At 70.9% G+C, this 25223-nt stretch carries 14 protein-coding genes (1 of these 14 only partly in view); 7 read left to right on the top strand and 7 right to left on the bottom strand.

Translation table 11 applies throughout. The annotated features are described in order from the left end of the window. Positions 1-5: 5 nt before the first annotated feature. Positions 6-695: a TetR/AcrR family transcriptional regulator gene (locus ACFRAQ_RS01510; protein WP_379092583.1), complete on the bottom strand. Its 690-nt coding sequence runs from the start codon at positions 693-695 to the stop codon at positions 6-8. A gap of 184 nt (positions 696-879) precedes the next feature. On the opposite strand from ACFRAQ_RS01510, the gene ACFRAQ_RS01505 reads away from it, so the two are divergent. The 6 genes from ACFRAQ_RS01505 (at position 880) to atzF (ending at position 7619) form a co-directional block, all read left to right on the top strand. Beyond that, a complete protein-coding gene (locus ACFRAQ_RS01505) occupies positions 880-2436 on the top strand; it encodes an amino acid permease (RefSeq protein WP_379092580.1) in 1557 nt (518 codons plus the stop codon). Between the two features lie 16 nt (positions 2437-2452). After that, positions 2453-2602: a hypothetical protein gene (locus ACFRAQ_RS01500; RefSeq protein WP_379092577.1), complete on the top strand. Its 150-nt coding sequence runs from the start codon at positions 2453-2455 to the stop codon at positions 2600-2602. Between the two features lie 2 nt (positions 2603-2604). Then, positions 2605-3351: a DUF1989 domain-containing protein gene (locus ACFRAQ_RS01495; RefSeq protein WP_379092574.1), complete on the top strand. Its 747-nt coding sequence runs from the start codon at positions 2605-2607 to the stop codon at positions 3349-3351. Continuing rightward, complete coding sequence (locus ACFRAQ_RS01490) at positions 3348-3968, top strand: urea amidolyase associated protein UAAP2 (RefSeq protein ID WP_379092571.1); 621 nt, start codon at positions 3348-3350, stop codon at positions 3966-3968. Before ACFRAQ_RS01495 ends, ACFRAQ_RS01490 begins: the two co-directional genes overlap by 4 nt. A gap of 74 nt (positions 3969-4042) precedes the next feature. Then, positions 4043-5977 carry a 5-oxoprolinase/urea amidolyase family protein gene (locus ACFRAQ_RS01485; protein WP_379095714.1) on the top strand — a complete coding sequence of 645 codons (1935 nt, stop codon included), beginning with the start codon at positions 4043-4045 and terminating at the stop codon, positions 5975-5977. 37 nt (positions 5978-6014) lie between these two features. Continuing rightward, positions 6015-7619 carry an allophanate hydrolase gene (gene atzF / locus ACFRAQ_RS01480; RefSeq protein WP_379092568.1) on the top strand — a complete coding sequence of 535 codons (1605 nt, stop codon included), beginning with the start codon at positions 6015-6017 and terminating at the stop codon, positions 7617-7619. Positions 7620-7635: 16 nt separating this feature from the next. On the opposite strand, the gene ACFRAQ_RS01475 is transcribed toward atzF, so the two are convergent. Continuing rightward, positions 7636-8478 carry a patatin-like phospholipase family protein gene (locus ACFRAQ_RS01475; RefSeq protein WP_379092565.1) on the bottom strand — a complete coding sequence of 281 codons (843 nt, stop codon included), beginning with the start codon at positions 8476-8478 and terminating at the stop codon, positions 7636-7638. Between the two features lie 93 nt (positions 8479-8571). Further along, entirely contained in the window at positions 8572-9045 is a 474-nt protein-coding gene (locus ACFRAQ_RS01470) for a MarR family transcriptional regulator (RefSeq protein ID WP_357280812.1), read from the bottom strand. A 110-nt stretch (positions 9046-9155) separates the two neighbouring features. Between ACFRAQ_RS01470 and ACFRAQ_RS01465 the strand changes: the two genes are divergently transcribed. Beyond that, positions 9156-10304: a GDSL-type esterase/lipase family protein gene (locus ACFRAQ_RS01465; RefSeq protein ID WP_379092560.1), complete on the top strand. Its 1149-nt coding sequence runs from the start codon at positions 9156-9158 to the stop codon at positions 10302-10304. Here ACFRAQ_RS01465 and ACFRAQ_RS01460 read toward each other — a convergent pair. The 4 genes from ACFRAQ_RS01460 to ACFRAQ_RS01445 form a co-directional block, all read right to left on the bottom strand. Next, positions 10277-10960 (bottom strand): hypothetical protein, encoded by a 684-nt coding sequence (locus tag ACFRAQ_RS01460; protein WP_379092557.1) that lies wholly within the window; start codon positions 10958-10960, stop codon positions 10277-10279. The genes ACFRAQ_RS01465 and ACFRAQ_RS01460 overlap by 28 nt on opposite strands. Before the next feature lie 121 nt (positions 10961-11081). Beyond that, positions 11082-12650 (bottom strand): hypothetical protein, encoded by a 1569-nt coding sequence (locus ACFRAQ_RS01455; RefSeq protein ID WP_379092554.1) that lies wholly within the window; start codon positions 12648-12650, stop codon positions 11082-11084. Continuing rightward, positions 12635-13384, bottom strand: coding sequence for an ABC transporter ATP-binding protein (locus ACFRAQ_RS01450; RefSeq protein WP_357091369.1), 750 nt, complete (start codon positions 13382-13384; stop codon positions 12635-12637). The genes ACFRAQ_RS01455 and ACFRAQ_RS01450 overlap by 16 nt, the downstream gene beginning before the upstream one ends. A 339-nt stretch (positions 13385-13723) precedes the next feature. Further along, on the bottom strand, positions 13724-25223 hold the final stretch of the coding sequence (locus ACFRAQ_RS01445) for a non-ribosomal peptide synthase/polyketide synthase (protein ID WP_379092551.1). Its footprint extends 32612 nt past the window's final position; the window shows 11500 of its 44112 coding nt (coding positions 32613-44112); its start codon lies off the right edge, out of view; its stop codon occupies positions 13724-13726.

Here is a 25223-nt window from a genome sequence, read left to right as displayed (position 1 = left end):
CCGGCTCAGTTCGACGGCGCCCGGTGTACCGCCGGGCGCAGTTCGCGCGCCAATTCGAGTGCGGCGAGCCGGTTCTCGGCGAGCGGGCCGGTCCAGCAGAGCAGCCGCAGGATGGCGTCGGGGATGAGTTGTTCGGCGTACTCGGGCGCCGCGCCCTCGTCGGAGCGCATATTGATCACCGATTCGACCAGCCGGAACGGCAGTCGTTCGGCGCCGGCGACCGCGCCCGTCCCGGCCTCGGCGATGACGGCGGCGGCCAGGGTCTCGTAATGGCCGCGCAGTTCGTCGCGGCGTTCCCGGAAGCGGGCGAAGCGTTCGCTGCGCAGCTCGGGTAGCAGGTACAGCGCGCCGAGGTTCCAGCGGCCGGCGCACAACTGACTGACGTCGAACCAGGCCAGCGCGTAGAGCCGCACGGCGGCGGGTTCGGGACGTTCGGCGAGGGTGCCCGCCAATTCCAGTGGTGCGGTGACCGTTTCGGCGAGCAGCGCGTCGAGGATGTCGTCCTTGGCGGCGAAGTGGTGGTACAGCGAGGCCTGCCGGATGCCGACGGCGTCGGCGACCGCCCGGGTGGAGGTGTTTCCGTACCCGTGGCTGGTGAACAATTCGGCGGCGGCGTCGAGGATTTCGGCGCGTGGCGTCTGGCCCGCGCGCCGACGCGGTTCGAGCCTGGGCCGGCCGGGTCCGAGTTGGGTCACCTTTTCATTCTGTCCTACCGTCGCCGCGACCTGGCAGGTGAGGTTCCTGTCACTTGATAGAAATACCGGCAACGCAGAAGTTACGGCGGGCCACGCACCCGATACATCGGCGTCACCGGAGCGGCGATCGCGAATGGAAACCTTTCAAGCGATAGATATTCGCCTCGGGAAAGACTCACCGCCCATGGTTGCCTCCGCCGAAGCCCTCACCCCGGGCTCTCCGACCGGTCCCGATACCAGCGCCGACAGCACCGATCTGGCGCGTTTCGGCTATCAGCCGGTGCTGCACCGCAAGCTCGGCCGCTACGCCTCCTTCGCGGCCGGCTTCTCCTTCGTCTCCATCCTGACCACGATCTTCCAATTCTTCGGTTTCGGGTACTCCTTCGGAGGCGCGGCCTTCTTCTGGACCTGGCCGATCGTCTTCGCCGGCCAGTTCCTGGTGGCGTTGAACTTCGCGGAACTGGCCGCCCGCTACCCGATCTCGGGCTGCATCTATCAGTGGTCGCGTCGCCTGGCCGGGGAGGTGGTGGGCTGGTTCGCGGGCTGGATGATGATCATCGCGCAGATCGTGACCGCCGCGGCCGCCGCCATCGCGTTGCAGGTGGTGCTGCCGACCATCTGGTCCGGCTTCCAGCTGATCGGCACCGACACCGCTCTCACCTCCCGCGACGGGGCCTCGAACGCGGTGCTGCTGGGCAGCGCGCTGCTGGCGCTCACCACGCTGATCAATGTGATCGGCATCGACTGGATGGCGCGGATCAACTCGCTCGGCGTCACCATCGAGATCATCGGCGTGCTCGCGGTGATCGCGGTCTTCTTCACCCACACCGATCGTGGCCCGGGCGTGGTCACCCACACCGATCAGGCGGCGGCTGGGCCCTATTGGGCCGCGTTCCTGGCTTCGGGGCTGATGGCCGCCTACGTGATGGTCGGATTCGACTCCGCCGGTGAGCTTTCCGAGGAGACCAGGAACCCCCGTCAGGTGGCGCCGCGCACCATCCTGTCCGCACTGGCGGTGTCGGCGCTGGGCGGCGGACTCATCCTGCTGGGCGCGCTGATGGCCGCCCCGAGCCTGACCGACGGCTCACTGGCGAGCGGCGGGCTGGCGTACGTGATCGAGGCCAAGCTGGACACCACACCCGGCAAGGTGGTGCTGGCGTGCGTGGCCTGCGCTATCACGGTGTGCACCCTGGCGATCCAGACGGCGGGCTCGCGACTGCTGTTCTCCATGGCCCGCGACGAGCGGCTCCCGTTCTCCAAGCAGCTGGCGACCGTGCACCCCCGCTTCGGCACCCCGGTGTGGCCCGCGGTGGCGATCGGCGTGCTCGGCATCGGCCTGCTACTGCTGAACCTGGGCAACGCGGCCATCTTCGCGACCCTGGCCAGTGTCTGCATCGTCATGCTCTACCTCGCCTACCTGCTGGTGACGGTGCCGCTGCTGATGCGCCGGATCAAGGGCTGGCCCGCCGACGTGGCCGGTGACGCCGCGGGCACCAAGCTCTTCGCGCTGGGCCGCTACGGCATCGCGATCAACGCGCTGGCCGTCGTCTGGGGCGTCGCCATGGCGGTGAACCTGGCCTGGCCGCGCAGCGCCGTCTACACCCCGAACGGCGGCGGCTGGTGGATGCTCTGGGCCGCACCGCTGTTCGTCCTGGCCACACTGGCGGTGGGGGCGGTGGTGCACCGGCTGGTGACACCCGCCCGCGTACCGGACGCCGAGCCTGCCGTCCAGATCGCCTGACCCGCACGGCATCCCGATGATCTCGCCGGAACCCGACCCACGTCTGCACGGTCGCCCGGAACTGGCCATGGTGCTCGACGACCTGCTGCGCCGGGCTTACCGCCGGTGGCGCGACAGGCGCGCCGACCACGGCCGGGATTCCGGCGACCCCCGAGGAACGGAGTAGTAATGACCACAGCGAACACGACCGGAGCGCGGGATCACGCCCGCGCGCAGGCGGCGGCCGCCGCCGGCCACGGACCGAGTCTGCCCGCCGACATCGATGCCGCGACCGTCACCTTCGCCCAGCGCATTCCGGCCGGCGGCTACGCGAATGTCGTGCTGGCCCGCGGCACCCGGGTGCGGTTGTCCGACCCGGAGGGCGGGGCGTGCGCGCACGTCCTGCTGCTGCGGGCCGAATCACCGTGGGAGCGGCTGAATGTCGCGGACACGGTGAAGGTGCCGTGGCAGGCGTACCTGGGCGCCGGCCATCCGCTGCTGTCGGATCAGGGCCGCGTGCTGGCCACCGTTCTCACGGATACCTCGGGGCAGCACGACACCCTCTGCGGTCCTTCGCCCGCCGCACGCCAGGGCTTGAGGATGGCCGGGGTCAAACAAGGACTGGACCCCCGCGACATCGGTCCGACGGTGTCGTTCTTCCGGGGCGTGCGCGTGGCACCCGACGGCGCGCTGACCGTCACCGGCGGCGCGGGCGCGGGCGCGGCGGTCGACCTGCTGATCCACCTGCCGGTGACGCTGCTGATCGCCAATGCCGAACACCCCCTCGATCCCACGCCCGTGACCTCGCTCGAGGTCGTGGCCTGGGCCGCGCCCGCCGCTCTGGCCCCGGCCCCCGACTCCGACCCGGAATACCTGCGCGCGGTGGAGAACACCGAACAGGACTGGCACGCACGCACTCTGGAGGCCCGCGCATGATCACCACCACCGACCGCACCGTGGTCCTCGACGAGACCGTCCCCGCCCGCGCCCCCTGGTCGGCCGTCGTCCGGGCCGGGGAGCAGCTGGAGATCATCGACCTGCACGGCAATCAGGCCGTGGACTGCCTGCTCTACAACGCCGCCGACCACGCCGACCGCTACAGCGCCCAGGCCACCGTGACCGCGCAGCGCAATATCTTCCTCACCACCGGCAGCGTGCTGCTCACCGAGGCGGGCACCCCGCTGATGACGGTGACCGCCGACGAGGTCGGCAATCACGACACCGTGGCGGGCGCGTGCTCGCAGGAATCCAACACCCTGCGCTACGGCCACCACACCCGCCATCAGCACGCCTGCGTGGAGAACTTCCTGGCCGAGGGCCTGAAGTGGGGGCTGGGCAAACGGGATCTGGTCTCGAACATCAACTGGTTCATGAACGTTCCGGTCGAGGCGGACGGGACGCTGGGCATCGTGGACGGCCTGTCCGCGCCCGGCAAGACCATCACCCTGCGCGCCGAGATCGACACCCTGGTGCTGGTCTCCAACTGCCCGCAGATCAACAATCCCTGCAACGGTTTCGACCCGACGCCCGTCCGCATGGTGGTGACCCGATGACAGCCGTGCTCCCCGATCTCAGCGTGACCGAGAACCCCTCCCCCGCACCGGCTTTCCGGGTCGTCCGCCCGGGCATGCAGACGACGGTACAGGACTGGCCCGCCCGGGTCGGCTACTGGCATGTGGGAGTGCCGCCGTCGGGCCCGATGGACGATCTGTCGTTCCGGCTGGGCAATCGGGCGCTCGGGAATCCCGAGGGCGCGGCGGGTTTGGAGTGCACGCTCGGCGGCCCGGCGTTGCGCTTCGACACCGACACCTGGGTGTGTGTGACGGGCGCGCCGGTGCCGGTCACGGTGAACGGCCGCGCGGTCCGGCAGTGGCGCAGCGTGCTGGTGCCCGCGGGCGGGGTGCTGGATGTCGGCATGGTGCGCGGGCCGGGCATGCGGTGCTACGTCCTGGTGGCCGGTGGCATCGAGGTGCCCGAATACCTGGGCAGCCGTTCGACTTTCACGCTCGGCAAGTTCGGCGGCGGCACCGGGCGCGCGCTGGCGGCCGACGACGGGTTCGAGCTCGGCCCGGCGGGCCGGGTGACGGCCGGGGTGCCCGGCGACGATCAGCCGGTGCTGACCCGGCGGTGGGAGCTGGCGGTCACCGAGGGCCCGCACGGTGCGCCGGAGTTCTTCACCCGCGCCGACTTCGACACCATCATCGGCACCGACTACGAGGTGCACTTCAACTCCGACCGGACCGGTGTCCGGCTGATCGGGCCGAAGCCGCAGTGGGCGCGCCTGGACGGCGGCGAGGCGGGCCTGCACCCCTCCAATATCCACGACACCGCGTATTCCATCGGCGCGCTGGACTTCACCGGCGACACCCCGATCCTGCTCGGCCCGGACGGCCCCAGTCTGGGCGGGTTCGTCTGCCCGGTCACCGTGGTCGCCGCCGACCGCTGGAAGCTGGGCCAGCTCACCCCGGGTGACAGCGTGCGCTTCGTGCCGGTGCGCGCCGAACGCGCGGCGTCGCTGCGGGAACTGGGAGCCGAGCGCCGTGCCGCCTGGCCGGTGGTGCTGTCCACCGGCGGTGACGGCGACGACGGCGTGCTGGCCCGTCGCGACGGCGCGGACACCGCCGTCACCTACCGCCGTGCGGGCAATGACGGCCTGCTCGTCGAATACGGCGATATGACACTGGATCTGGAGCTGCGCGCCCGCGTGCACGCCCTGCACCAGGCGCTGCTGGAACGCGCCGAACCGGGCATCACCGAGCTGACCCCGGGCGTCCGGTCACTGCAGGTGCGCAATGATCCCGATCGCCTGCCCACCCGCAAGCTGCTGGACCTGCTGGCCGAGGTGGAGGCCGACCTGCCCTCCGCCGACCGGCTGGTGGTCCCGAGCCGCACGGTGCGCCTGCCGCTGTCCTGGGACGACCCGTCCACCCGGGAGGCCATCACCCGGTACATGCACGGCGTCCGCGCCGACGCCCCGTGGTGCCCGTGGAATATCGAGTTCATCCGCCGGATGAACGGATTGGCCTCCGTGGACGAGGTTTTCGACACCGTCTTCGCCGCCGAATACCTGGTGCTGGGCCTCGGCGACGTGTACCTGGGCGCACCGGTCGCCACCCCCACCGACCCCCGGCACCGGCTGGTCACCACCAAGTACAATCCGGCCCGCACCTGGACGCCGGAGAACGCGGTCGGCATCGGCGGCGCGTACCTGTGCATCTACGGCATGGAGGGTCCCGGCGGCTACCAGTTCGTCGGCCGCACCACCCAGGTGTGGAACCACCGCTCCAGCGGGATCGGCGAAGACCCGTGGCTGCTGCGCTATTTCGACCGGATCAGCTGGTATCCGGTGAGCGCCGAGGAACTGCTCGACCTGCGCGCCGACACCGCCGCCGGGCGGGGGCGACTGCTGGCCGAGGACGGCGAGTTCCGGCTCGTCGACTACCGGAAGTTCCTGGCCGACAACGCCGCCTCCATCGCGGACTTCCGCGACCGGCAGGCCGACGCCTTCACCGCCGAACGCAACTCCTGGCGCGAGGCGGGCGAACTCGCCGAAACGCCCTGACCTGATCCCACCACTCCGACCTGATCCGGGAGCACGAATGACCACGTGGATTCACCGCCGCGACGAGGCCGAGGTGGCCGCCGACATCGCCGCCGCCGCAGGAGTTCTGGCGGGGCTGCGACTGGCCGTCAAGGACAATGTGGACGTGGCGGGACTGCCGACCACCGCGGCCTGCCCCGACTTCGCCTACACCCCGGAGCGGGACGCGCCCGCGGTGGCGGCGCTGCGGGCGGCGGGCGCGATCGTGGTCGGCAAGACCAATCTCGATCAGTTCGCCACCGGCCTGGTCGGTACCCGCTCGCCGTACGGGGTCGTCGAGAATACGCTCCGGCCCGGATACGTCTCGGGCGGTTCGAGTTCCGGCTCGGCGGTGGCGGTGGCCGCGGGCGAGGCGGACATCGCCATCGGCACCGATACCGCGGGCTCGGGACGCGTCCCCGCCGCGTTGCACGGCCTGGCCGGCATCAAGCCGACGGTGGGCGTGATCTCGACCGAGGGCGTGGTGCCCGCGTGCCGGTCCTACGACTGCGTGACGATCTTCGCCGCCGACCTGGACCTGGCCGACCGCGCCATGGGGGTGATGGCCGCTGGTGCCGCGGGCCGTCCGTGGCCCGCCGACACCCGCCTGGCCGCTCCGCCCGAGCCCGTGGTGGCCGTCTTCGGCACGCTGCCGGACCTGGATCCGCGGTGGCACACCGCGTTCGAGCGCACCGTCGCGGCGCTGCGCGCTGCGGGCGCGACCATTGTCGAGATCGATCCGACGCCGTTCCTGGCCGCCGCGAAGCTCCTCTACGAGGGCGCGCTGGTCGCGGAACGCTACGCCGCGGTCGGGGAGTTCGTCGACGCGCATCCCGAATCCGTCGATCCCACAGTGGGTTCCATCATCCGGGCCGCCCGCGACCTGCCGGCGCACCGGCTGGTCACCGATCTCGCCGCGCTGGAACGCCTGCGCGCCGCCGCCATGGCGAGTCTCGCGGGCGCGGACGTGCTGCTGACGCCGACCGTGCCGATCCACCCGACCATCGCCGAGGTCGCCGCCGACCCGATCGGCGTCAACTCCCGGCTGGGCACGTACACGAACTTCTGCAACCTCTTCGACCTGTGCGCGGTGGCGGTCCCCACCGAGGAGCCGCACTTCGGGGTGACGGTGCTGGCCCGCGCGTTCGAGGACGCCGTCGCGATCGATATCGCCGCCCTGATCACCGGCACGCCGCTCGACCGGTGCTGGCCGACGGCCGTCGCGCCCGTGCAGGACCTGATCGTCTTCGGCGCGCATCTGCGTGGTCAGCCCCTCGAACACCAGCTGATCGAGCTGGGCGCCCGCTGGGGCGGCCCGGTCGAGACCGCCCCGCACTACCGCCTCGGCGCGCTCGACACGGTCCCGCCCAAGCCGGCCGTAACTCGCGTCGCCGCAGCCGAATCCGGCGTCGCGGTGGCCGGGGAGCGCTGGCTGCTCTCCCCCGCCGCGCTCGGCCGTTTCCTCGCGAAGCTGCCCGCCCCGATGCAGCTCGGTGCCGTCGAGCTGGCCGACGGCACCTGGCACACCGGTTTCGGCTGCGCCGGTGCGGCCGCCGAATCCGCGAAGGACATCAGCGAATACGGCGGGTGGAAGGCGGCGCTGGCGGCCGGCGCCATCGGCTGAGGCGGTCCTTCTCGGATCAGTCCTGCCAGAGCGCGGCGATCCGCGCCGCGTCCGACTTGCCCTGGGCGCGACCGGCTTCCAGTGCCGGGACCCGGGTGGCGGTGTCGAGGGGATTGAGTCCGAAGGCGGTGGTGGCCGCCTCGTCGGGCGCGATCACCTCGACCCGCGCCCCGGCCGCGACCAGTCCCGCGACCTGCGCCTCGAGCTCCTCATCGGGCATCGGCGCGATCACCAGCACGCGGGCGTAGCCGGTGGCGAAGTCGGCGTTGACCGAGGTCCGGACGCCACCGTCGGTGTAGCGCACCCCGTCGATGGTGGCGCACGGCCACACCATGGGCACCGCCGAACTGGCCAGCACGGCGTCGACCAGCGCGACCCCGGAGTCCTTGTCGAAGACCCGAGGTTCCCCGGTCTCGGCGTTGACCGCGACGATGCGCAGGTCGCGGGCGGGCCACTCGTGCACCGGCAGCCGAGTCTCGATGACGGCCCGGCGGTCCGCCTCGGGGACGGTCTCCGCGGTCAACGCGAGCGCCCCGATCCGCTGCCGCCGCTCGGGCGAATCCCCCTGCGTCTCTTCGATGATCGCCGCCATGGTCTCCCAGAGCCCCGCGAACTTCTCCATGGACGGCACGATCTCGCGGCTCTGCACCGCCGGATCCGCCTGCCGCCGGACCAGTTCCGCGAGCTCGGTCCCGCTGCCGAGCTGCGCGGTCACGTTCGACCCCGCCGACGTCCCGAGTAGCAGGTCGGCCCCCGTCACATCCACCCCCGCGTCGGCGAGCCCGGCGACGATGCCGGTCGCCCAGGAAATCCCCGCCACACCACCGCCGCCGATGACCAGCGCACGTTCGGTCGTCATTCCGTCCCACTTTCTCACCACGAAGAACACACACCCTGCGGTTCGCAAGTTACCGGCTGCGCGCCCGTCGCGGCGGTTGTGCGGAATGTCGGCTCATTCCGAGATCTGGGTGGCCGCGGCATTGGTGGCGTCCCGGATCACGCGCAGGCTCGCGGTGAGGTCGTCGAGCTGGGCGGGGGTGAGCAGGCTGGTGAACCAGCGGTCGATGCCGTCCAGGTAGGCGGGCAGCACGCGGGCGACGCGGGTGGCACCGGCGGCGGTGAGGACCGCATAGGAGCTGCGGCGGTCGGCGGGGTCGGGTTCGCGGCGCACGAAGCCGTTGCGTTCCAAGCGGTCCACCAGGCGGGTGACGCCGCTGGTGGACAAACCGGTCTGGGTGGCCAGGTCGGTCATGCGCAGCCGGCGGCCCGGTGAGCGACTCAAGCGCATCAGGGCATTGAGGTCGAGACCGGAGAGTCCATTGCTCTTCCAGGTCTCCTCGAGCCGGGCGATGAGCCCCTCGTGGGCCTCATAGAGCAGGCCGACGGCGGTCAGCCGGGGGTCGTCGAAGAGATGCTTGGGATCCACGCCGACCAGCGTAAACCAGATGATTTCGCTGGGGATAGTTGACACGCGGAACAAATGCGCTATCTTGTTGTCAGCGCAATATTCCGCACAGCAACTAAACGGAGGTTCTCATGACGACACAGCGCTGGGCAGCGGGATTCCGTGCGCCGCTGGTGAATCCGGCCGAGGAGATCAAACTGGCCGAGCCGCGGGACTTCGCCGACGAGACGGTCCGCCAGGTGGTGCGGGTGGCCGGCGGCGGGTCGAGCCTGCGGGTCCGGCTGACCAATCGGTACGGAACCGAGGACCTGGTGATCGGGGCGGCCCGGGTCGCGCTCCGCAAGGCGGGCGGCGAGATCGTGGCGGAGACCGATACCGAGGTGCGGTTCGCGGGGTCCGCATCGACGCGGATCCCGGCCGGGGCCGATCTGGTCAGCGATCCGGTCGAGCTGCCGGTGGAGGCGGGCGCCGAACTGGCGGTCAGCGTGTACCTCCCGGAGCCGACCCGGCCCGCGTTCGCCCAGTTCCCGATGGATTCGAGCTGGATCAGCGCCGGTGATCGGACGGGCGACGCCGCACCGTCCGATGCCGAGGAGACCGCGCTGCGGTTCTTCCTCACCGGCATCGACGTCGCTGTCGATGCCGACGTGCCGGTGCTGGTGGCCTTCGGCGACTCCTGGTTCGAGGGCGTCGGGTCCACCCACGCCGCCAACCGGCGCTCGGTGGATGTCCTCAACGAGCGGCTGGCCGCCGGGTGGGCGGTGAACCAGGGCATCAGCGGCAACCGGCTGCTCACCGACGAGATCGGCGAGCACGGCCTGGCCCGGTTCGAGCGGGACGTGCTGTCGGTGCCCGGGGTGACGGCCGTGTGGGCCAACTTCGGCATCAACGACCTCATCCTGGCCGGGACCGCCACCGCCGAGGCGCTCATCGCCGGGTTCACCGCGCTGGCCGAGCGGTCCCACGCGGCCGGACTTCCGGTGTACGCCAACACCATCGGGCCGTTCGCGGGGGCGATCTACCCCGGCCTCTCGCTGGCGGACGGCATTCCGGTCCGGAACGCGGTCAACGAGTGGCTGCGCGGCACCGACGTGTTCGACGCCGTCTTCGATGTGGCCGCGGCGGTGGAGGATCCGGCCCGGCCGGACTTCATCCGCCCCGACCTCGACGGCGGCGACGGTATGCACCTCAATGACGCGGGAGCCCGGGCGATGGCGGAGACGGTGGATCTCACCGTGCTGCCGCCCGCTTTTCAGGGCACGCGCGGTCCGGCCGCCTGATCCTGCCGCAACCCGGCGGCCCACAGATCGTCGGTGAGGCTTTCGAGGCCGTCGGCGGCGGCGTAGTAGCCGACGATGGTCCGGAAGGTCGTGCCCACGCAGGCGGCGTCGTCCCCGCACCGGATCACGGTTCCCGCGAGGGCGGCGTTGACCAGGGCGAACAGGCGGGCGTTCTGTTCCACGTCATTGCCCTGGACGATGGCGATCTCGCGGGTCATCAGATTGCAGAAGCGGGTCGGGGCGTCGGCGGAACCGTGATGCGGTGTATCGCGACCCGATTCCGGGTCGGCCGGGTCGTCCGCGCGAGCCCTCAGGATCGCGTGGGCGACGGCCTGTCCCTGGTGGCCGCCCCGGCGGGTGCCCGGCCCGCGCAATCCCGCTTCCCGCAGGGCCTTGTCGAACCGCGTGATCCGCTCCGGATAGAGCGCCGACAGGGTGGTGTGGGCGGCGACCGCGATGGCGGCTTCTGGCGCGGCGCCCGGGGCCGCCACGGGTGGCGCGGTCAGCCAGGTGCCGTGCGGTGCACCGAAAATGCTGAAGATGGCATCGTGCATGGCCAGGTGTACGACGGCCAGGGCACGGGAACCGCCGGTGTCGGTGTGCGCCATGCGGTCCGACTCCAGCGCCACCGCGTTCCAATACAGGATCTGATCCACTTTCGCTGTCTCCCAATGTTTCGAGCAGTGGGACCAGCGTCGCCGGATCGGCCCGGAATGTCGGCAGTAGTGCGCTACCCGATTCCGGGCCGATGATCGGCGGCGGGGTGAGTAGCGGCGGTCAGCGCGGTTTCACCTCGGCCAGCAGTTCCGGACCCCGATCCTCCAATCGGGTGGTCGCCAAGCGGATTCCGAGCAGCGCGGCGAGTACGCCGAGCAGTACACCGACCGGCAGGGCGGACCATTGCACGAGCGAATTGTGCAGGTAGGCGCCGATTCCCAGCATGGCCAGGGCGGGAGCGGCGGCCAGCACCTGCACCACGCCCACCGCCAACTGCATGAGCATCTTCATACAGCCGGGGTTCCCGGTGCCCGCGAACGGATTTCCGCGCTGCGGCGGCAGCGCGAAGGCGGCGTGGGTGGACAGGTACACGACGGCCCCCACACCCACGCCGAACAGCACCGGCAGCGTGGACAGCGCCCACGGATACAGGTGGGCCAGCCCGAGCGCGCCGGGCAGGACGAGCGTGGAGATCACGGCGACCGGCCCGACCAGCAGAGCCCAGGCGTAGGCCCGGCCGCGCACGTCCGCCCGGGCCGCGCCCGGCGTCACCAGCGTTTGCCAGACCGCCGTGCCGTCGAATCCGTACAGGTTGGTAGAGGACATGGTGGCCAGCCACACCACGAAAGCGCCCGAGAACGCGATGGTCCCGCTACCGCCGTTGCGGACCGACAGGAAGATCGGCAGCACGAACCCGATGATCAGCAGCGGGATCAGGGCCGCGCGCCGGCGGCCGTCCCGCCACCAGGTGCGTAGTTCCTTGGCGACCACCGCGCCGACCGGAGTGGTGGGCAGGAAGCGGTCGAGCAGGCCGCCGCCGGTGTCGACCATCTGGGCCTCGGGTGCGGGCGGGGTGGTGAGCCGGCGCTCCAGCAGCACCGCCCACGACTGCCACAGCACCAGCGACAGCAGGGCCAGACCCAGCAGTGCCAGCAGCGCGAGCAGGTAGTCGCCGCGGGAGGCGGCCTCGACGGCGTACGGGGCCCAGCCCGACGGGACCGAGCGCAGCAGGATGGACAGGCCGCCGCGGTCGCCGTCGAGTTTCGGCCCGGCCGTGGTGATGAGCAGGTTCAGCGGGTAGTACGCCAGCCCGATGAGCGCCGCGAACAGCACGCCCAGGTCCTTGCCGCGCCGGGAGCGCATGGCCGCGCCCAGCCAGGCCACCACCACGCGGGCCAGCAGCACCACGAACACGAGTTGCAGGACCGCGCCGAGCGCCGCGATTCCGGCTGCGGCCCAGCCGATCTGAGCGCCCAGCAGGACCAGCCCGCCGAAGGCGATGAGGTTGACGATGGGCGCGGGTCCCACGAACGCGGCGGCCCCGAGTCCGTAGGCGAGTTCCCGAGTCGTCAACGGCAGCAACCGGAACTGCTCGGGTTGCAGGGTTTCGTCGCTGGTTCCGGTGACCACCGGGCCGCAGATCCAGCCCAGGGTCCAGGCCCCGAACAACGCCGCGGCGATGGTCACGCCGCCGTGTACGCTCTCGTGTCCCGTGGCGATGATGAGCGCCGTGAACAGGGCCGCGAGCAGTCCGAAGATGCTGCCCAGCACGAAGTTCAGCGCCGACCGGGTCTCGCGCAGGCCGCGTCCGATGATGCGCAGCCGCATCCGGATCAGGACGCCAACCACGACAGCCCCTCCTCGCCGCCGACCCGCCCGCCGACGAGCCGCACGAACGCCTCCTCCAGGGTCCCGTCGCCACGGACCTCGGCGAGGGTGCCGCCCGCGACCACGCGGCCCCGGTTGATCACGGCCACCCGATCGCAGATCGATTCCACCAGAGCCATCACGTGACTGGACAGGACCACCGATCCCCCGGCGGCCACGAACCGTTGCAGGATCGTCCGGATGGTCCCCGCCGACACCGGATCCACGGCTTCGAACGGCTCGTCCAATACCAGCAGTTTCGGCGCGTGCAGCAGCGCCGTGGCCAGCCCGATCTTCTTCCGCATACCGGCCGAATAGTCCACGACCACAGTGTTTTCCGCGCCATCGAGCTCCAGCACGTGCAGCAGCTCGTCCGCCCGGCCGACCACGGTCGCCTTGTCCATCCCGCGCAGCAGCCCGGTGAAGTTCAACAGCTCGCGCCCGGTCAGCCGCTCGGGCAAGGCCATCCCGTCGGGCAGCACCCCGACCACGGCCTTCGCGGCGACCGGGTCCGCCCACACGTCGTGCCCGAAGATCCGCGCCAGCCCCTGGTCCGGCCGCAACAACCCCACCGCCATCGACAGGGTGGTCGTCTTCCCCGCGCCATTGGGCCCCACCAGCCCGAAGAACGACCCGGGCGGCACCGCCAGGCTCACGCCCTCGACCACCCAGGGCCCGCCGAATCTCCTGTACAGCCCGCTCAGCTCGAGCGCCATCTGCCCATTGGTCGTCACAAGCCCCTCCTTCGCGCGCGCCCCCACGGCGCTTTGCCCACGATACGTCCGAACCCGCTGTTCAACGAGTTATCGCGAACGGCTCTCATGGCGCAACGAACCCACCCCGGACCGGGGCTGGGGCAAGAGTCTCGCTGTGTCGAAAGCGATTTCGAAGGGCCGCCGCATGACGACCAGCTCGGGTAGTGGCATCGCCGAGGCAAACACCCCCTGATTCGCAGCTGAAGTCGAATCCACCGCCGACGCGGTCGAGGCTAGCGCGGTCCGACGAACGACTCGCCGGTGACGAACATCTGTTCGTTCGTCACCGGCGAGTTGCCGCTAGCTGGGGATGATGCGGATTTCGTCGCCCGCTTCGCCCGCCGGGTCGGTCTCGGTGGTGAACCAGTGGGTCACTTCGCCGTCTTCCAGGTCGGCGGGGATGTCGCCGGTGGGGAGGACCGAGAGCGCGCCCGCGGTCGACGACGACAGGAACTCGTCGATGGCCGCGGTGCCGGTGGAGGCGGTGGTGTACGTGGTCGACTCGTAGTCGATCTCGTGGTCGGCGCGCAGGGTGGCCGCGCGGTCGAGGGCCTCGGACTGGGTGAGGGTGGCCCAGGTGTCGGCGTGACGGTAGATGAAGGCCGGGTCGGTTTCGGAGAGCGGGCGGACTCGGTCGGTGTAGGAGACCGGGTGCGCCGGGCGGGCGGTCAGGTCGGCCTGGACCTTGGGGTCCGAGGGGACCAGCCAGCGGACCGAGCTGGCGGCGGGTTCCAGGGCGATGCCGAAACCGGCTCCGGCGGCGAGGATGTCACCGAAGGAGAGGGTGTCGGCGAACAGTGCCGCGGCGCCGGCCTTCTGGATGGCCCAGACCGCCACGACCGCGTCGACCGAGTGCGGGAGGGCGACGGCGACGACGTCGCCGGGGCCCGCGCCGCGGTCGATGAGCAGACGCGCCAGCTGGGAGCTGCGGCGGTCCAGGACGTGGTACGCGATCTCCTCGCCGCCGGACAGCAGGGCGGGCGCCTGCGGGTCCTCCTCGACGACCTCGGCCAGCACGTTGGCCACGGTCGCCGTGCCCACCCGCGCCGCGTCGGCCGCGGAATCGGCCGGGGTGACGGCGCTTTCGGCGAGGATGCGGGCGCGTTCGGTGGCATCGAGGATGTCGATGTCACCGACCAGGCCGTCGGCATCGCCGACCAGCGCGTCCAGGATCCGGTTGAAGCGCGCGGCGAGGATGACGACCTCGTCGGCGGTGAACCGGCTGCCCAGGTAGCGCATGGAGATGTCGATGGTCTCGCCCGCCATGATGACCAGGCTCATCGGGTAGTGGGTGTTGTCGTTGATACCGACACCACTGACCGACATGCCGTCGATGGAGCTGGCGGCCGCGATCGCGTCCTTGTCCACCGGGTAGGACTCGAACGCCATCATGGTGTCGAATTCCGCTCCGGCGCCGGCCAATTGCAGGATCTCGGTGAGCCCGATGTGGTGGTGCTCGAGCAGGTCGGCCTGATCGCTCTGGACGCGCTGCAGCAGCCCGCCGATGGTCAGGCGATCGTCGACCCGGATGCGCACCGGCACCGTGTTGATGAACAGACCCACCATGGCTTCGACGCCCGGCAGGTCGCCGGGGCGGCCGGAGACGGTGGCGCCGAACACCACGTCGCTGCGTCCGGTGAGGCGGCCGATCAGCACCGCCCAGGAGGTCTGGATCAGCGTGTTCAGCGTGACGTCGAGTTCCCCGGCGCGCTTGGTGAGCGCGCGGGTGCGGTCGGCGTCGATATCGACGGTGTAGCGGCCGATCTCGTAGTTCTCGTCGCGGGTGGCGGCCGGCGCGAGCTGGGTGGGCTCGCTGACCCCGGCCAGGGCGCGCTTCCACGCCTCGATCGATTCGTCCCGGTTCCGTCCGGCCAGCCAGGCCAGGTAGTTCCGGAACGACGGCACCCGGGGCAGCACCGACGCGTCACCGCGCACCGCGTACAGCACCAGCAGATCCTGCATGAGCAGCGGCATGGACCAGCCGTCCACCAGGATGTGGTGGGTGGTGATGACCAGGTGCACCAGGTCGTCGCTGATCCGGAACACGGTGAACCGCATGAGCGGCGCCGCGGACAGATCGAAGTGATCGGCGCGATCGGCCTCGATCATCTCCCGCATGCGCGGATTGCGTTCGGCCTCGGGCAGATCCGTCAGGTCGATGACCTGGAACGGCGCTTCCACGCGATCCAGCACGACCTGGTGGGCCTGACCGTCGGCGTCGGTGACGAACGCGGTCCGCAGGCTCGGGTACCGGTCGAGGATGGCCTGCGCGGCCACCTTCAAACGGTCCACGTCCACCACACCGCTCAGGTCGAGCACGGTCTGAATGGTGTAGACGTCCACCGTGTTCTGGGTGAGCAACGCGTGGAACAGCAGACCGGACTGCAGCGGCGAGAGCGGCCACACGTCGCCCAGGGCGGGGTAGTTCCGTTCCCAGACTTCGATGTCGGACTGCGCGACCCGGACCAGCGGCAGGTCGGACGGCGTGAGACCGCCCGCCTCCGGCCGCTCGGCGTGCGCGGCCAGCGCGGTCAGCGCCGCCACGAACAGGTCGGCGAACTCCTGCACCCGCTCGCGCTCCAGCAGGCCGCGCGGGTAGGAGAAGGCCGCGCCCAGCTGCGGGCCGTCCTCGCCGTCGGTGACGATGGCGTTGATGTCGAGGGTGGCGTTGGCGGGCATGTCGGCGTCCATGTCGCCGTCCAGGCGGCCCAGGTCGTCGACCGGCACCCAGCCGATCTCGGCCATGCCCTCGGGCGCTTCGCCCGCGGACATGCGGCCCAGGTAGTTGAAGCTGATCTGGCCGACGTCCCGCAGCTGCGGGGCGGTGTCGAGGTTGAGGTGCCGCAGCAGACCCCAGCCCAGACCCTTGTCGGGCATGGCGAGCAGCTGTTCCTTGACCGATTTCACGATGTCGCCCAGGGCGTTTCCGCCCGCGAACGCGTCGTCGAGGTTCGCGCCGTTCAGGTCCAGGCGGACCGGGAAGGCGGCGGTGAACCAGCCGACCGTGCGCGAGAGGTCCGCGCCCGAAACGATCTCCTCTTCACGGCCGTGGCCCTCGAGCTTGATCAGCGCCGAGCCGCCCGTGGTCTCGCCGCGCCAGCGCGCGACGGCCATGGCCAGCGCCGAGAGCAGGCCGTCGTTCACGCCGCCGCGGTACAGGCCGGGGACGGCGGTGAGTACGGCGTCGGTGACCTCGGCCGGAACGCTGACCTCGATCCGCTCGACGGTGTCGAAGGTGTCGACCTTCGGGTCGAAGGCCCGCGAACCCAGCTGCGGGTCCGGGGTTTCCGTGACCCGCTGCCAGAACGGCAGTTCCGCGACCCGCGCCTCGCTGCGCGATTCCTCGACCAGGGCGTGCGCCCAGCGGCGCAGCGAGGTGCCGGTCTCGGGCAGCGCGATCGGCTGCTCGAAAGCCACCTGCGACCAGGCCAGACCCAGGTCCGGGATCAGGATGCGCCAGGAGACGCCGTCCACCACCATGTGGTGCGCGACGATGAGCAGCACGTCGCGGCGGACGCGCGCCTCGTCGGAACCCTCGGGGGCGAAGGCGAACCAGACGAACTGCACCATGGCGGCGTTCGCCGGATCCAAACGGCCCAGGGCCGCGTCGAATTCGACGCTGCCGACGCGGGTCAGCTCCTCGTCGGAGATGTCCGCGGCCAGTTCGACCCGGTGCACCAGCGCGTCGACGTCGACGGCCCCGCGCGGCAGCGCCTCGAATTCGAACCCGTCCGAGGCGTTTCCACGCAGGCGCGAGCGCAGCACGTCGTGGTGGTCGAACAGGGCCGAGATGGCCCCGACGAGCACCGGTCGCGTGATGCCGTCCGGCAGGCGCAGCGGCATGGTCTGCGAGAACCGCTCGTAGGACGAACCGCTCGACAGGATGGCGTGCATGATCGGCGTCAGCGGGATGTCGCCGACCCCACCGCCGGGCAGTTCGGCCAGCTTCTCCTGCGCGGTGTCGTCGCCCAGCGTGGCCACTTCGGCCAGGCCCGCGACGGTCCGCTGTTCGAATACGTCGCGCGGCGAGAACTTGATGCCGCGCGCCTTGGCCCGCGAGACCAGCTGGATGGACAGGATCGAGTCGCCGCCGAGGGCGAAGAACGAGTCGTCCGCGCCCACCTGTTCCACGCCGAGCACGTCGGCGAAGACCTCGGCGAGCGTCGCCTCGAGTTCGGTGACCGGAGCGCGGAAGTCGCGCGCGGTGAACACCGGCTCGGGCAACGCCCGGCGATCCAGCTTGCCGACCGGGGTCAGCGGGATGGCGTCCAGGACGGTGATGGCGGTCGGGACCATGTATTCCGGCAGGCGGCCCGAGACGTGCTCGGTCAGCGCCGGAATGTCGATGCTGCGGCCCGCGACCGGGAGCACGTAGGCCGCCAGGATGGTGGCCCCCGCCTCGGTCTTGTGGCCCACGGTGACCGCGAAGTCGACCGTCTCGTGCGAGGCCAGCGCCGCGTCGATCTCACCGAGCTCGATACGGAAACCGCGGACCTTCACCTGGAAGTCGTTGCGGCCCACGTATTCGACCAGGCCGTCCGGGGTCCAGCGGACCACGTCACCGGAACGGTACATGCGCTCGCCCGCCACGAACGGGTTGGCGACGAACCGCTCGGCGCTCAGACCCGGGCGGTCGTGGTAGCCGCGCGAGAGCTGGATACCCGACAGGTACAGCTCACCGGCGACGCCGACCGGCACCGGCCGCAGCCGCGCGTCCAGGATCAGCGCCTGCATGCCGCGGATCGGACCACCGATGGTGACCAGTTCGCCCGGCGTCAGCGCGTCGCTGATGTTGGTCATGATCGTGGTCTCGGTGGGGCCGTAACCGTTGTGGAACGCACGAATCGTGCGGTTCTGCTGCGCCCCCTCTCCGATGGGCACCGCCCACTTCTCGACCAGATCGGCCGGGACGGCCTCACCACCGGCGACCAGCACCCGCAGCGAGTCCAGACCCTTCGGGTCGAGGGTGGCGAGCGCGGCCGGGGTGATGAACGCGTGGGTGGCCCGCTCGCGCTTGATCAGCTCGGCGAGCTCCTCGCCGCCGTAGACGCCCGGCGGAACCACCACGAGGGTGCCGCCCGCGCCGATGGCGAGCAGGTACTCCAGCACCGACGCGTCGAACGACGGCGACGCGAAGTGCAGTGCGCGCGAACCGGAGTCGAGGTGGTAGCGCACGATCTGCTCGGTGGCGAAGTTGGCCAGACCAGCGTGCGTCACCACGACGCCCTTGGGCATGCCCGTGGTGCCGGAGGTGTAGATCACGTACGCGACGTGCTCGGGCCGGACCACGCCCCACCGCTCGGCGTCGGTGACGGGTTCGGCCGAGTGCGAGGCGATCTCGGCGTGCACCATCGGGTCGTCGAGCGAGATCCAGCCCGCCAGGCTGGCGACCGGCGGCAGCCCCTCGAGTTCGGCGTCGATGGTCAGACCCAGCACCGCGCCGGAGTCGTCCACCATGTGCGCGATGCGGTCCGCCGGGTAGGACGGATCGACCGGCACGAACGCCGCGCCCGACTTGGCGACGGCCCAGATGGCCAGCACCGATTCGAACGAACGCCGGATGGCCACGGCGACACGGGTTTCCGGTCCGGCGCCGCGCTCGATGAGCACCCGCGCCAGACGCGAGGAGGCCGCGTCGAGTTCGGCGTAGCCCAGGGCCTGGCCGTCGAAGGCGACGGCCTCGCCGACCGGGTTGTTGGCGACGGCGTCGGCCAGCAGCTCGGGCAGCGTGCGCGGCGCGATGGCCGGTCCGCCGGTGCGGGCGATCAGGTCGGCGCGCTCGTCGGCGGCCAGGATCTCCAGGTCGCCGACCGCCTTGCGGGGCGCGGAGACGATCTCGGACAGCAGGCGGACGAACCGCTCCGCGAAGCCCTCGACGGTCTCCTGGTCGAACAGGTCACGGGCGAAACCGAATTCGGCGTACATGCCCGCGTCCGCGTCGGCCGGGGCCTCGGTCAGGGTGAGCATGAGGTCGAACTTGGCGATCTCGTTCTCGAAGTCGACCGCGGCGGCCTTCAGGCCGGGCAGCTCGAAGGAGCCGCCGGGCAGGTTCTCGAACGACAGCGCCACCTGGAACAGCGGGTGCCGCGCGGTGGAGCGTTCCGGGTTGAGCAGCTCGACGAGCCGCTCGAACGGAATGTCGGCGTGCGCGAACGCCGCCAGGTCGCTGTCCTTGTTCGCGGCGAGCAGCTCGGTGAAGCCGGTCTGGCCGCTCACCTCGGTGCGCAGCACCAGGGTGTTGACGAACATGCCGATCAGATCGTCCAGCTCGGCTTCACCACGGCCCGCGATGGGCGCGCCGATGGCGATGTCGGTGGTGCCGGACAGACGCGCCAGGAACACCGCGAGGGCGGTGTGCACGACCATGAACATGGTCGCGTTGTTGGTGCGCGCGATCTGCTGCAGGCCGCGGTGCAGATCGTTGGAGATCGGGAACAGCACCCGGCCGCCGCGGAAGGTCTGCGCGGTGGGGCGCGGGCGATCCGAGGGCAGGTTCAGCTCATCGGGCAGGTCGGCCAGCGCGGTGCGCCAGAATTCGGCCTGGGCCGAGATCAGGCTGGTGGCGTCGTCCTCGGAGCCCAGCACCTCGCGCTGCCAGATCGAGAAGTCCGCGTACTGCACCGGCAGCGGGGCCCAGCCGGGCTGCACGCCGGCGGCGCGGGCGGCGTAGGCCACCATGACGTCGCGGGTGAGCGGGCCCATGGACCAGCCGTCGGCGGCGATGTGGTGGGTGACGAAGACGAGCACGTGCTCGACGTCCCCAGCGTCCTCGACGCGGAACAGCTTGGCGTGCAACGGAACTTCGGTGGTGACGTCGAAGCCTGTGGTGATCAGAGCGGCGATGCGCTCGGTCACCGATTCGGCCGTGACGGTGACCGGACGCAGATCCGGCATGGCCTGCGCGGCGGTCACGATCACCTGTGCGGCGGCGCCGTCGACCTGCGGGTAGATGGTGCGCAGCGTCTCGTGGCGGCCGATCACGTCGGACACGGCCTCGCGCAGCGCGTCCACATCCAGCGCGCCGGTCAGGCGCACGGCGACGGGCACGTTGTACGCGGCCGACGCGGTGTCGAACTGGTTGAGGAACCACATGCGCTGCTGTGCCAGCGACAGCGGCACGGTCTCCGGTCGCGGTCCGGCGGTGAGCGCCTTGCGATCTCCCGCTCCGGCGTGCTGCTCGACCTTGGCGGCCAGCCCGGCGACGGTCGACGCCTCGAACACGGCGCGCACCGGCACCCGCGCGTCCAGGGCCGCGCCGATGCGCGCGGCGACCTGGGTGGCGAGCAGCGAGTTGCCGCCGAGGGCGAAGAAGTCATCGTCCGCGCCGACCCGCTCGACACCGAGCACCTCGGCGATGACGCCCGCCACGATCTCCTCGATCGGGGTGGAGGGCGCGCGGAAGGCGGTGGTCTCGAACTCGGGCTCCGGCAACGCCTTCCGGTCCAGCTTGCCGTTCACATTGAGCGGCAGGGCGTCGAGCACCACGAAGGCCGACGGCACCATGTACGACGGCAGACCCGCCGACAGCGCCGACTTCACCAGCGGCACATCCACACCCGAGCCGGACGGCACCAGGTAGGCGACCAGGCGGTCACCGGTCTTGGCGTCCTGCTTGGCCAGCACCGCGGTCTGCGCGATCTCCGGCAACGCCAGCAGCGCGGCCTCGATCTCGCCGAGCTCGATACGGAAGCCGCGGATCTTCACCTGGAAGTCGGTGCGGCCCCGGTACTCGAGTTCGCCGTTCGCCTGCCAGGCGACCAGGTCACCGGTGCGGTACATGCGCTCGCCGACGGCGAACGGGTTGGCCACGAAGCGATCCGCGGTCAGGTCCGGTCGCGCGAAGTAGCCGCGGGCCAGCTGGGCGCCGGCGAGGTAGAGCTCACCGGACACGCCGTCGGGCACCGGGTTCAGGCGCGCGTCGAGCACGTAGACCCGCGAGTTCCATTCCGGCGCACCGATGGACACCGAACCCCGGTCGGCGTCGGTGACCTGGTGGCTGGTGATGGACACCGCGGCCTCGGTCGGGCCGTACAGGTTGAACAGCCCGGCATCCGGGTTCCCGGCGCGGAAGCGCTGGGCCACGGCGGCGGGCAGCGCCTCACCGATGGCCAGCACCCGGCGCAGCGCGTCGTTCATGGTGCCGTCGCCCGCGGTGAGCAGCGCGTCGAGCATCGACGGCACCACGTGCAGGGTGGTGACCCGCTCGCGCGCCATCAGCTCGTTCAGGTACGCCGGATCGCGGTGGCCATCGGCCGCGGCGATCACCAGGCGGCCACCGGTGACGGCGGCCGACCAGAACTCCCAGACCGAGAGGTCGAAGGTGGCGGCGGTCTTGAGCAGCACCGCGTCGTCCGGGCCGAGCCCGAATTCGGCGCTCTTCCACTGCAACTGGTTGGCGATGGCCGCGTGCGGCAGCGCCACGCCCTTCGGGCGGCCGGTCGAACCGGAGGTGAAGATGACGTAGGCGGTGTGGTCCGGACGCAGCGGGGCGACCCGCTCGGCGTCGGTGACCGGAGCGAGGTTCGCGCCGGACAGCGTCAGCTCGTCCATCCGCACCAGCGGTGCGATATCGGTCGAGAACTCGGCCGCGGCATTGGTCAGCACGCACACGGGCGCGGCGGTTTCCAGGATGTACCCGGTCCGCTCGGCGGGCTGGTCAGGGTCGACCGGCACATAAGCGCCACCGGCGACCGAGACCGCGTACATGGCCACGATCAGGTCGATCGAGCGCCGCAACGCCAGCGCGACCCGCGCCTCCGGGCCGACGCCCATCGAGATCAGGTGCCTGGCGAGGCCGTTGACCCGCGCACCGAGTTCGCCGTAGGTCAGCGTCTCGCCGTCGGGGCCGATGAGGGCGATGGCGGTCGGCTTGGCCGCCACGGTCGCGGCGAGCATCGACGCCAGCGTCGCGCTCGCATCGACCGGGTGCGCGGTGTCATTGCGCCGGTCCAGGATCTCGGCCCGCTCGGCGGCGGCCAGGATCTCGATCTCGCCGACCGCGATCCGCGGCGCGGCCACGATCTCGCGCAGCAGGGCCACGAAGCGATCGGCGAAGCCGACCACGGTCTCCCGGTCGAAGATGTCTGTCGCGTAGGTCAGGATGCCGGTGATGCCGTCGGCCGCGCCGTCGTCGCCGTACAGGTCGGAGACGATCAGGTGCAGGTCGAACTGCGACAGCTCGGTGTCCACGTCCAGGCCGGACACGCTCAGGCCCGGGAGTTCCAGGGTGGAGCGGGTCAGGTTCTGGAAGGACAGACCCACCTGGAACAGCGGGTGCCGCGCGGTGGAACGGGCCGGGTTGAGTACCTCGACGAGGCGCTCGAACGGCACGTCCGCATTGGCGTAGGCCTGGATGTCGGTCTCGCGCTGACGCGCCAGCAGGGCGTCGAACGGTTCGCCGCCGTCGACCTCGGTGCGGAACACCAGGGTGTTGACGAACATGCCGATGAGGTCGTCGAGGACGGCCTCGCCACGTCCGGCCATCGGCGTACCGATGGCGATGTCGCTGGAGCCCGACAGACGCGCGAGCAGCACGGCGAGCGCGGTGTGCACGACCATGAACAGCGTCGCGCCCTCGGCGCGGGCCAGATCGACCAGCCCCGAGTGCAATTCGGCGTCGATGCGGATGTCGATCTTGCCACCGGCGAAGGACTGCACCGCCGGGCGCGGCCGGTCGGCCGGCAGGTCCAGCTGGTCGGGCAGCCCGGCCAGCGCCTGCTGCCAGTAGGCGACCTGCTTGGCGGCCAGCGAGTCCGCGTCGTTCTCGTCACCGAGCAGTTCGCGCTGCCAGATGGAGTAGTCCGCGTACTGCACCGCGAGCGGGGTCCAGCCCGGATCCTGCTCGAGGGAGCGCGCCGCGTACGCGGTCATCAGGTCGCGGGTCAGCGGGGCCACCGAGGAGCCGTCACCGGAGATGTGGTGAATGACCAGGGCGAGTACGTATTCCGCGCTCACCGGGGCGTTCGGGTCCACGGCCGGGTACTGGCCGGTCGGGGCGATGTCGGCGAAGTCGAAGGTGTAGGCCGCCGCGTGCGCGGCCGCCTCGGACTCGACGACCGGAGCCGCCGCGTCGTCCTCGATCCTGAACAGCGCCACCTTGATCGGCACCTCGACGGTGACGTCGAAGCTGGTGGAGGTCAGCTCCACCACCGCGCCGACGACCTCGTCGGTCGTCACGGTGCGCACCGCGAGCTCGGGCACGGCCCGCGCCGGCGGCAGGATGACCTGCACCGGACCCTGCTCGGTCTGCGGGTAGATGGTGCGCAGGATCTCGTGGCGGGCAACCACATCCGCGATGGCGGCGCGCAGCGCGTCCTCGTCGAGCGCACCGGACAGGCGCACCGCGACCGGCACGTTGTAGGCCGCCGAGGCGGTGTCGAAGCGGTTGAGGAACCACATGCGCTGCTGGGCCAGCGACAGCGGGATGTTCTCCGGTCGCGGTGCGGCGGTCAGCGCCTTGCGGCCACCGGCCCCGGCGTCGCGTTCCACGCGGGCCGCGAGCGCGGCCACCGTGGACGCCTCGAACAGCAGTCGCACCGGCACCCGGGTGTTGAGCGCCTCGCCGAGGCGCGCGGCGACCTGGGTGGCCAGCAGCGAGTTGCCGCCCCACTGGAAGAAGTCGTCGTCCAGGCCGATACGGCCGGATTCGACGCGCAGCACCTCCGCGAACACGCCCGCCACGATCTGCTCGATCGGGCTGACGGGAGCGCGGAAGACCGCCTTCTCGAAGGTGGGCTCGGGCAGTTCCTTGCGGTCCAGCTTGCCGTTGGCGTTGAGCGGCAACGCGTTCAGCGGCATGAAGACCGACGGGATCATGTACGACGGCAGCTCGGCGGCCAGCGCCGACTGGAGCGCCTGCTTGTCCGGATCGCCGTCGGCGCCGACCACGTAGGCCACCAAACGGTCGCCGAGCACCGGGTCGGTGTGCGCGACCACGGCGGCGGAGGCGATGGAATCCAGGCGCAGCAGCGCGGATTCGATATCGCCGAGCTCGATGCGGAAGCCGCGGATCTTCACCTGGAAGTCGGTGCGGCCCCGGTACTCGAGTTCGCCGTTCGCCTGCCAGGCCACCAGGTCACCGGTGCGGTACATGCGGGAACCGTTGTCAGCGAACGGGTTCGCCACGAAGCGGTCCGCGGTGAGGTCCGGGCGGCCGAAGTAGCCGCGCGCCAGCTGGGTACCGGCCAGGTACAGCTCGCCGGAGACGCCCACCGGCACCGGCCGCAGACGCGAATCCAGCACGAACACCTGGGAGTTCCATTCGGGCGAGCCGATGGACACCGACAGCTCGTCGCGTTCGGTGACCCGGTGGTTGGTGATGGACACCGCGGCCTCGGTCGGGCCGTACAGGTTGAACAGCTCGGTGCGCGGACGCTCCCGCAGCACGCGCTGCGCCAGCGGGCCGGGCAGCGCCTCACCGATGGCCAGGATGCGCCACAGCGAGTCCGGCAGCCCGTCGGTGAGCAGCGCGTCCAGCATGGACGGCACCACGTGCAGGGTGGTCACCCATTCGCGGGCCATGAGCTCGTTCAGGTACGCCGGATCCTTGTGCCCGTCGGGCGCGGCGATGACCAGGCGGCCACCGCAGGCTGCGGCGGACCAGAACTCCCAGACCGAGAGGTCGAAGGTGGCGGCGGTCTTGAGCAGCACCGCGTCGGCCGGGTCGAGGCCGAATTCGGTGACCTTCCACAGCAGCTGGTTCACGACCGCGCCGTGCGGCAGCGCCACACCCTTGGGGCGGCCGGTGGAACCGGAGGTGAAGATGACATACGCCGTGTTGGCGGCGGTCAGCATCCGCACC

It is taken from the genome of Nocardia sp. NPDC056611, from assembly GCF_042792755.1.
In the GTDB taxonomy this organism is placed as follows: Bacteria; Actinomycetota; Actinomycetes; order Mycobacteriales; family Mycobacteriaceae; genus Nocardia.
This window is presented reverse-complemented; position numbering and strand designations above follow the sequence as displayed.

What these genes read in the sequence shown, in the direction of transcription:
- ACFRAQ_RS01505 (WP_379092580.1), top strand. Translation starts at nt 880, where the DNA reads ATGGTTGCCTCCGCCGAAGCCCTCACCCCGGGCTCTCCGACCGGTCCC.
- ACFRAQ_RS01500 (WP_379092577.1), top strand. Translation starts at nt 2,453, where the DNA reads ATGATCTCGCCGGAACCCGACCCACGTCTGCACGGTCGCCCGGAACTG.
- ACFRAQ_RS01495 (WP_379092574.1), top strand. Translation starts at nt 2,605, where the DNA reads ATGACCACAGCGAACACGACCGGAGCGCGGGATCACGCCCGCGCGCAG.
- ACFRAQ_RS01490 (WP_379092571.1), top strand. Translation starts at nt 3,348, where the DNA reads ATGATCACCACCACCGACCGCACCGTGGTCCTCGACGAGACCGTCCCC.
- ACFRAQ_RS01485 (WP_379095714.1), top strand. Translation starts at nt 4,043, where the DNA reads ATGCAGACGACGGTACAGGACTGGCCCGCCCGGGTCGGCTACTGGCAT.
- atzF (WP_379092568.1), top strand. Translation starts at nt 6,015, where the DNA reads ATGACCACGTGGATTCACCGCCGCGACGAGGCCGAGGTGGCCGCCGAC.
- ACFRAQ_RS01475 (WP_379092565.1), bottom strand. Translation starts at nt 8,478, where the DNA reads ATGACGACCGAACGTGCGCTGGTCATCGGCGGCGGTGGTGTGGCGGGG.
- ACFRAQ_RS01465 (WP_379092560.1), top strand. Translation starts at nt 9,156, where the DNA reads ATGACGACACAGCGCTGGGCAGCGGGATTCCGTGCGCCGCTGGTGAAT.
- ACFRAQ_RS01450 (WP_357091369.1), bottom strand. Translation starts at nt 13,384, where the DNA reads ATGGCGCTCGAGCTGAGCGGGCTGTACAGGAGATTCGGCGGGCCCTGG.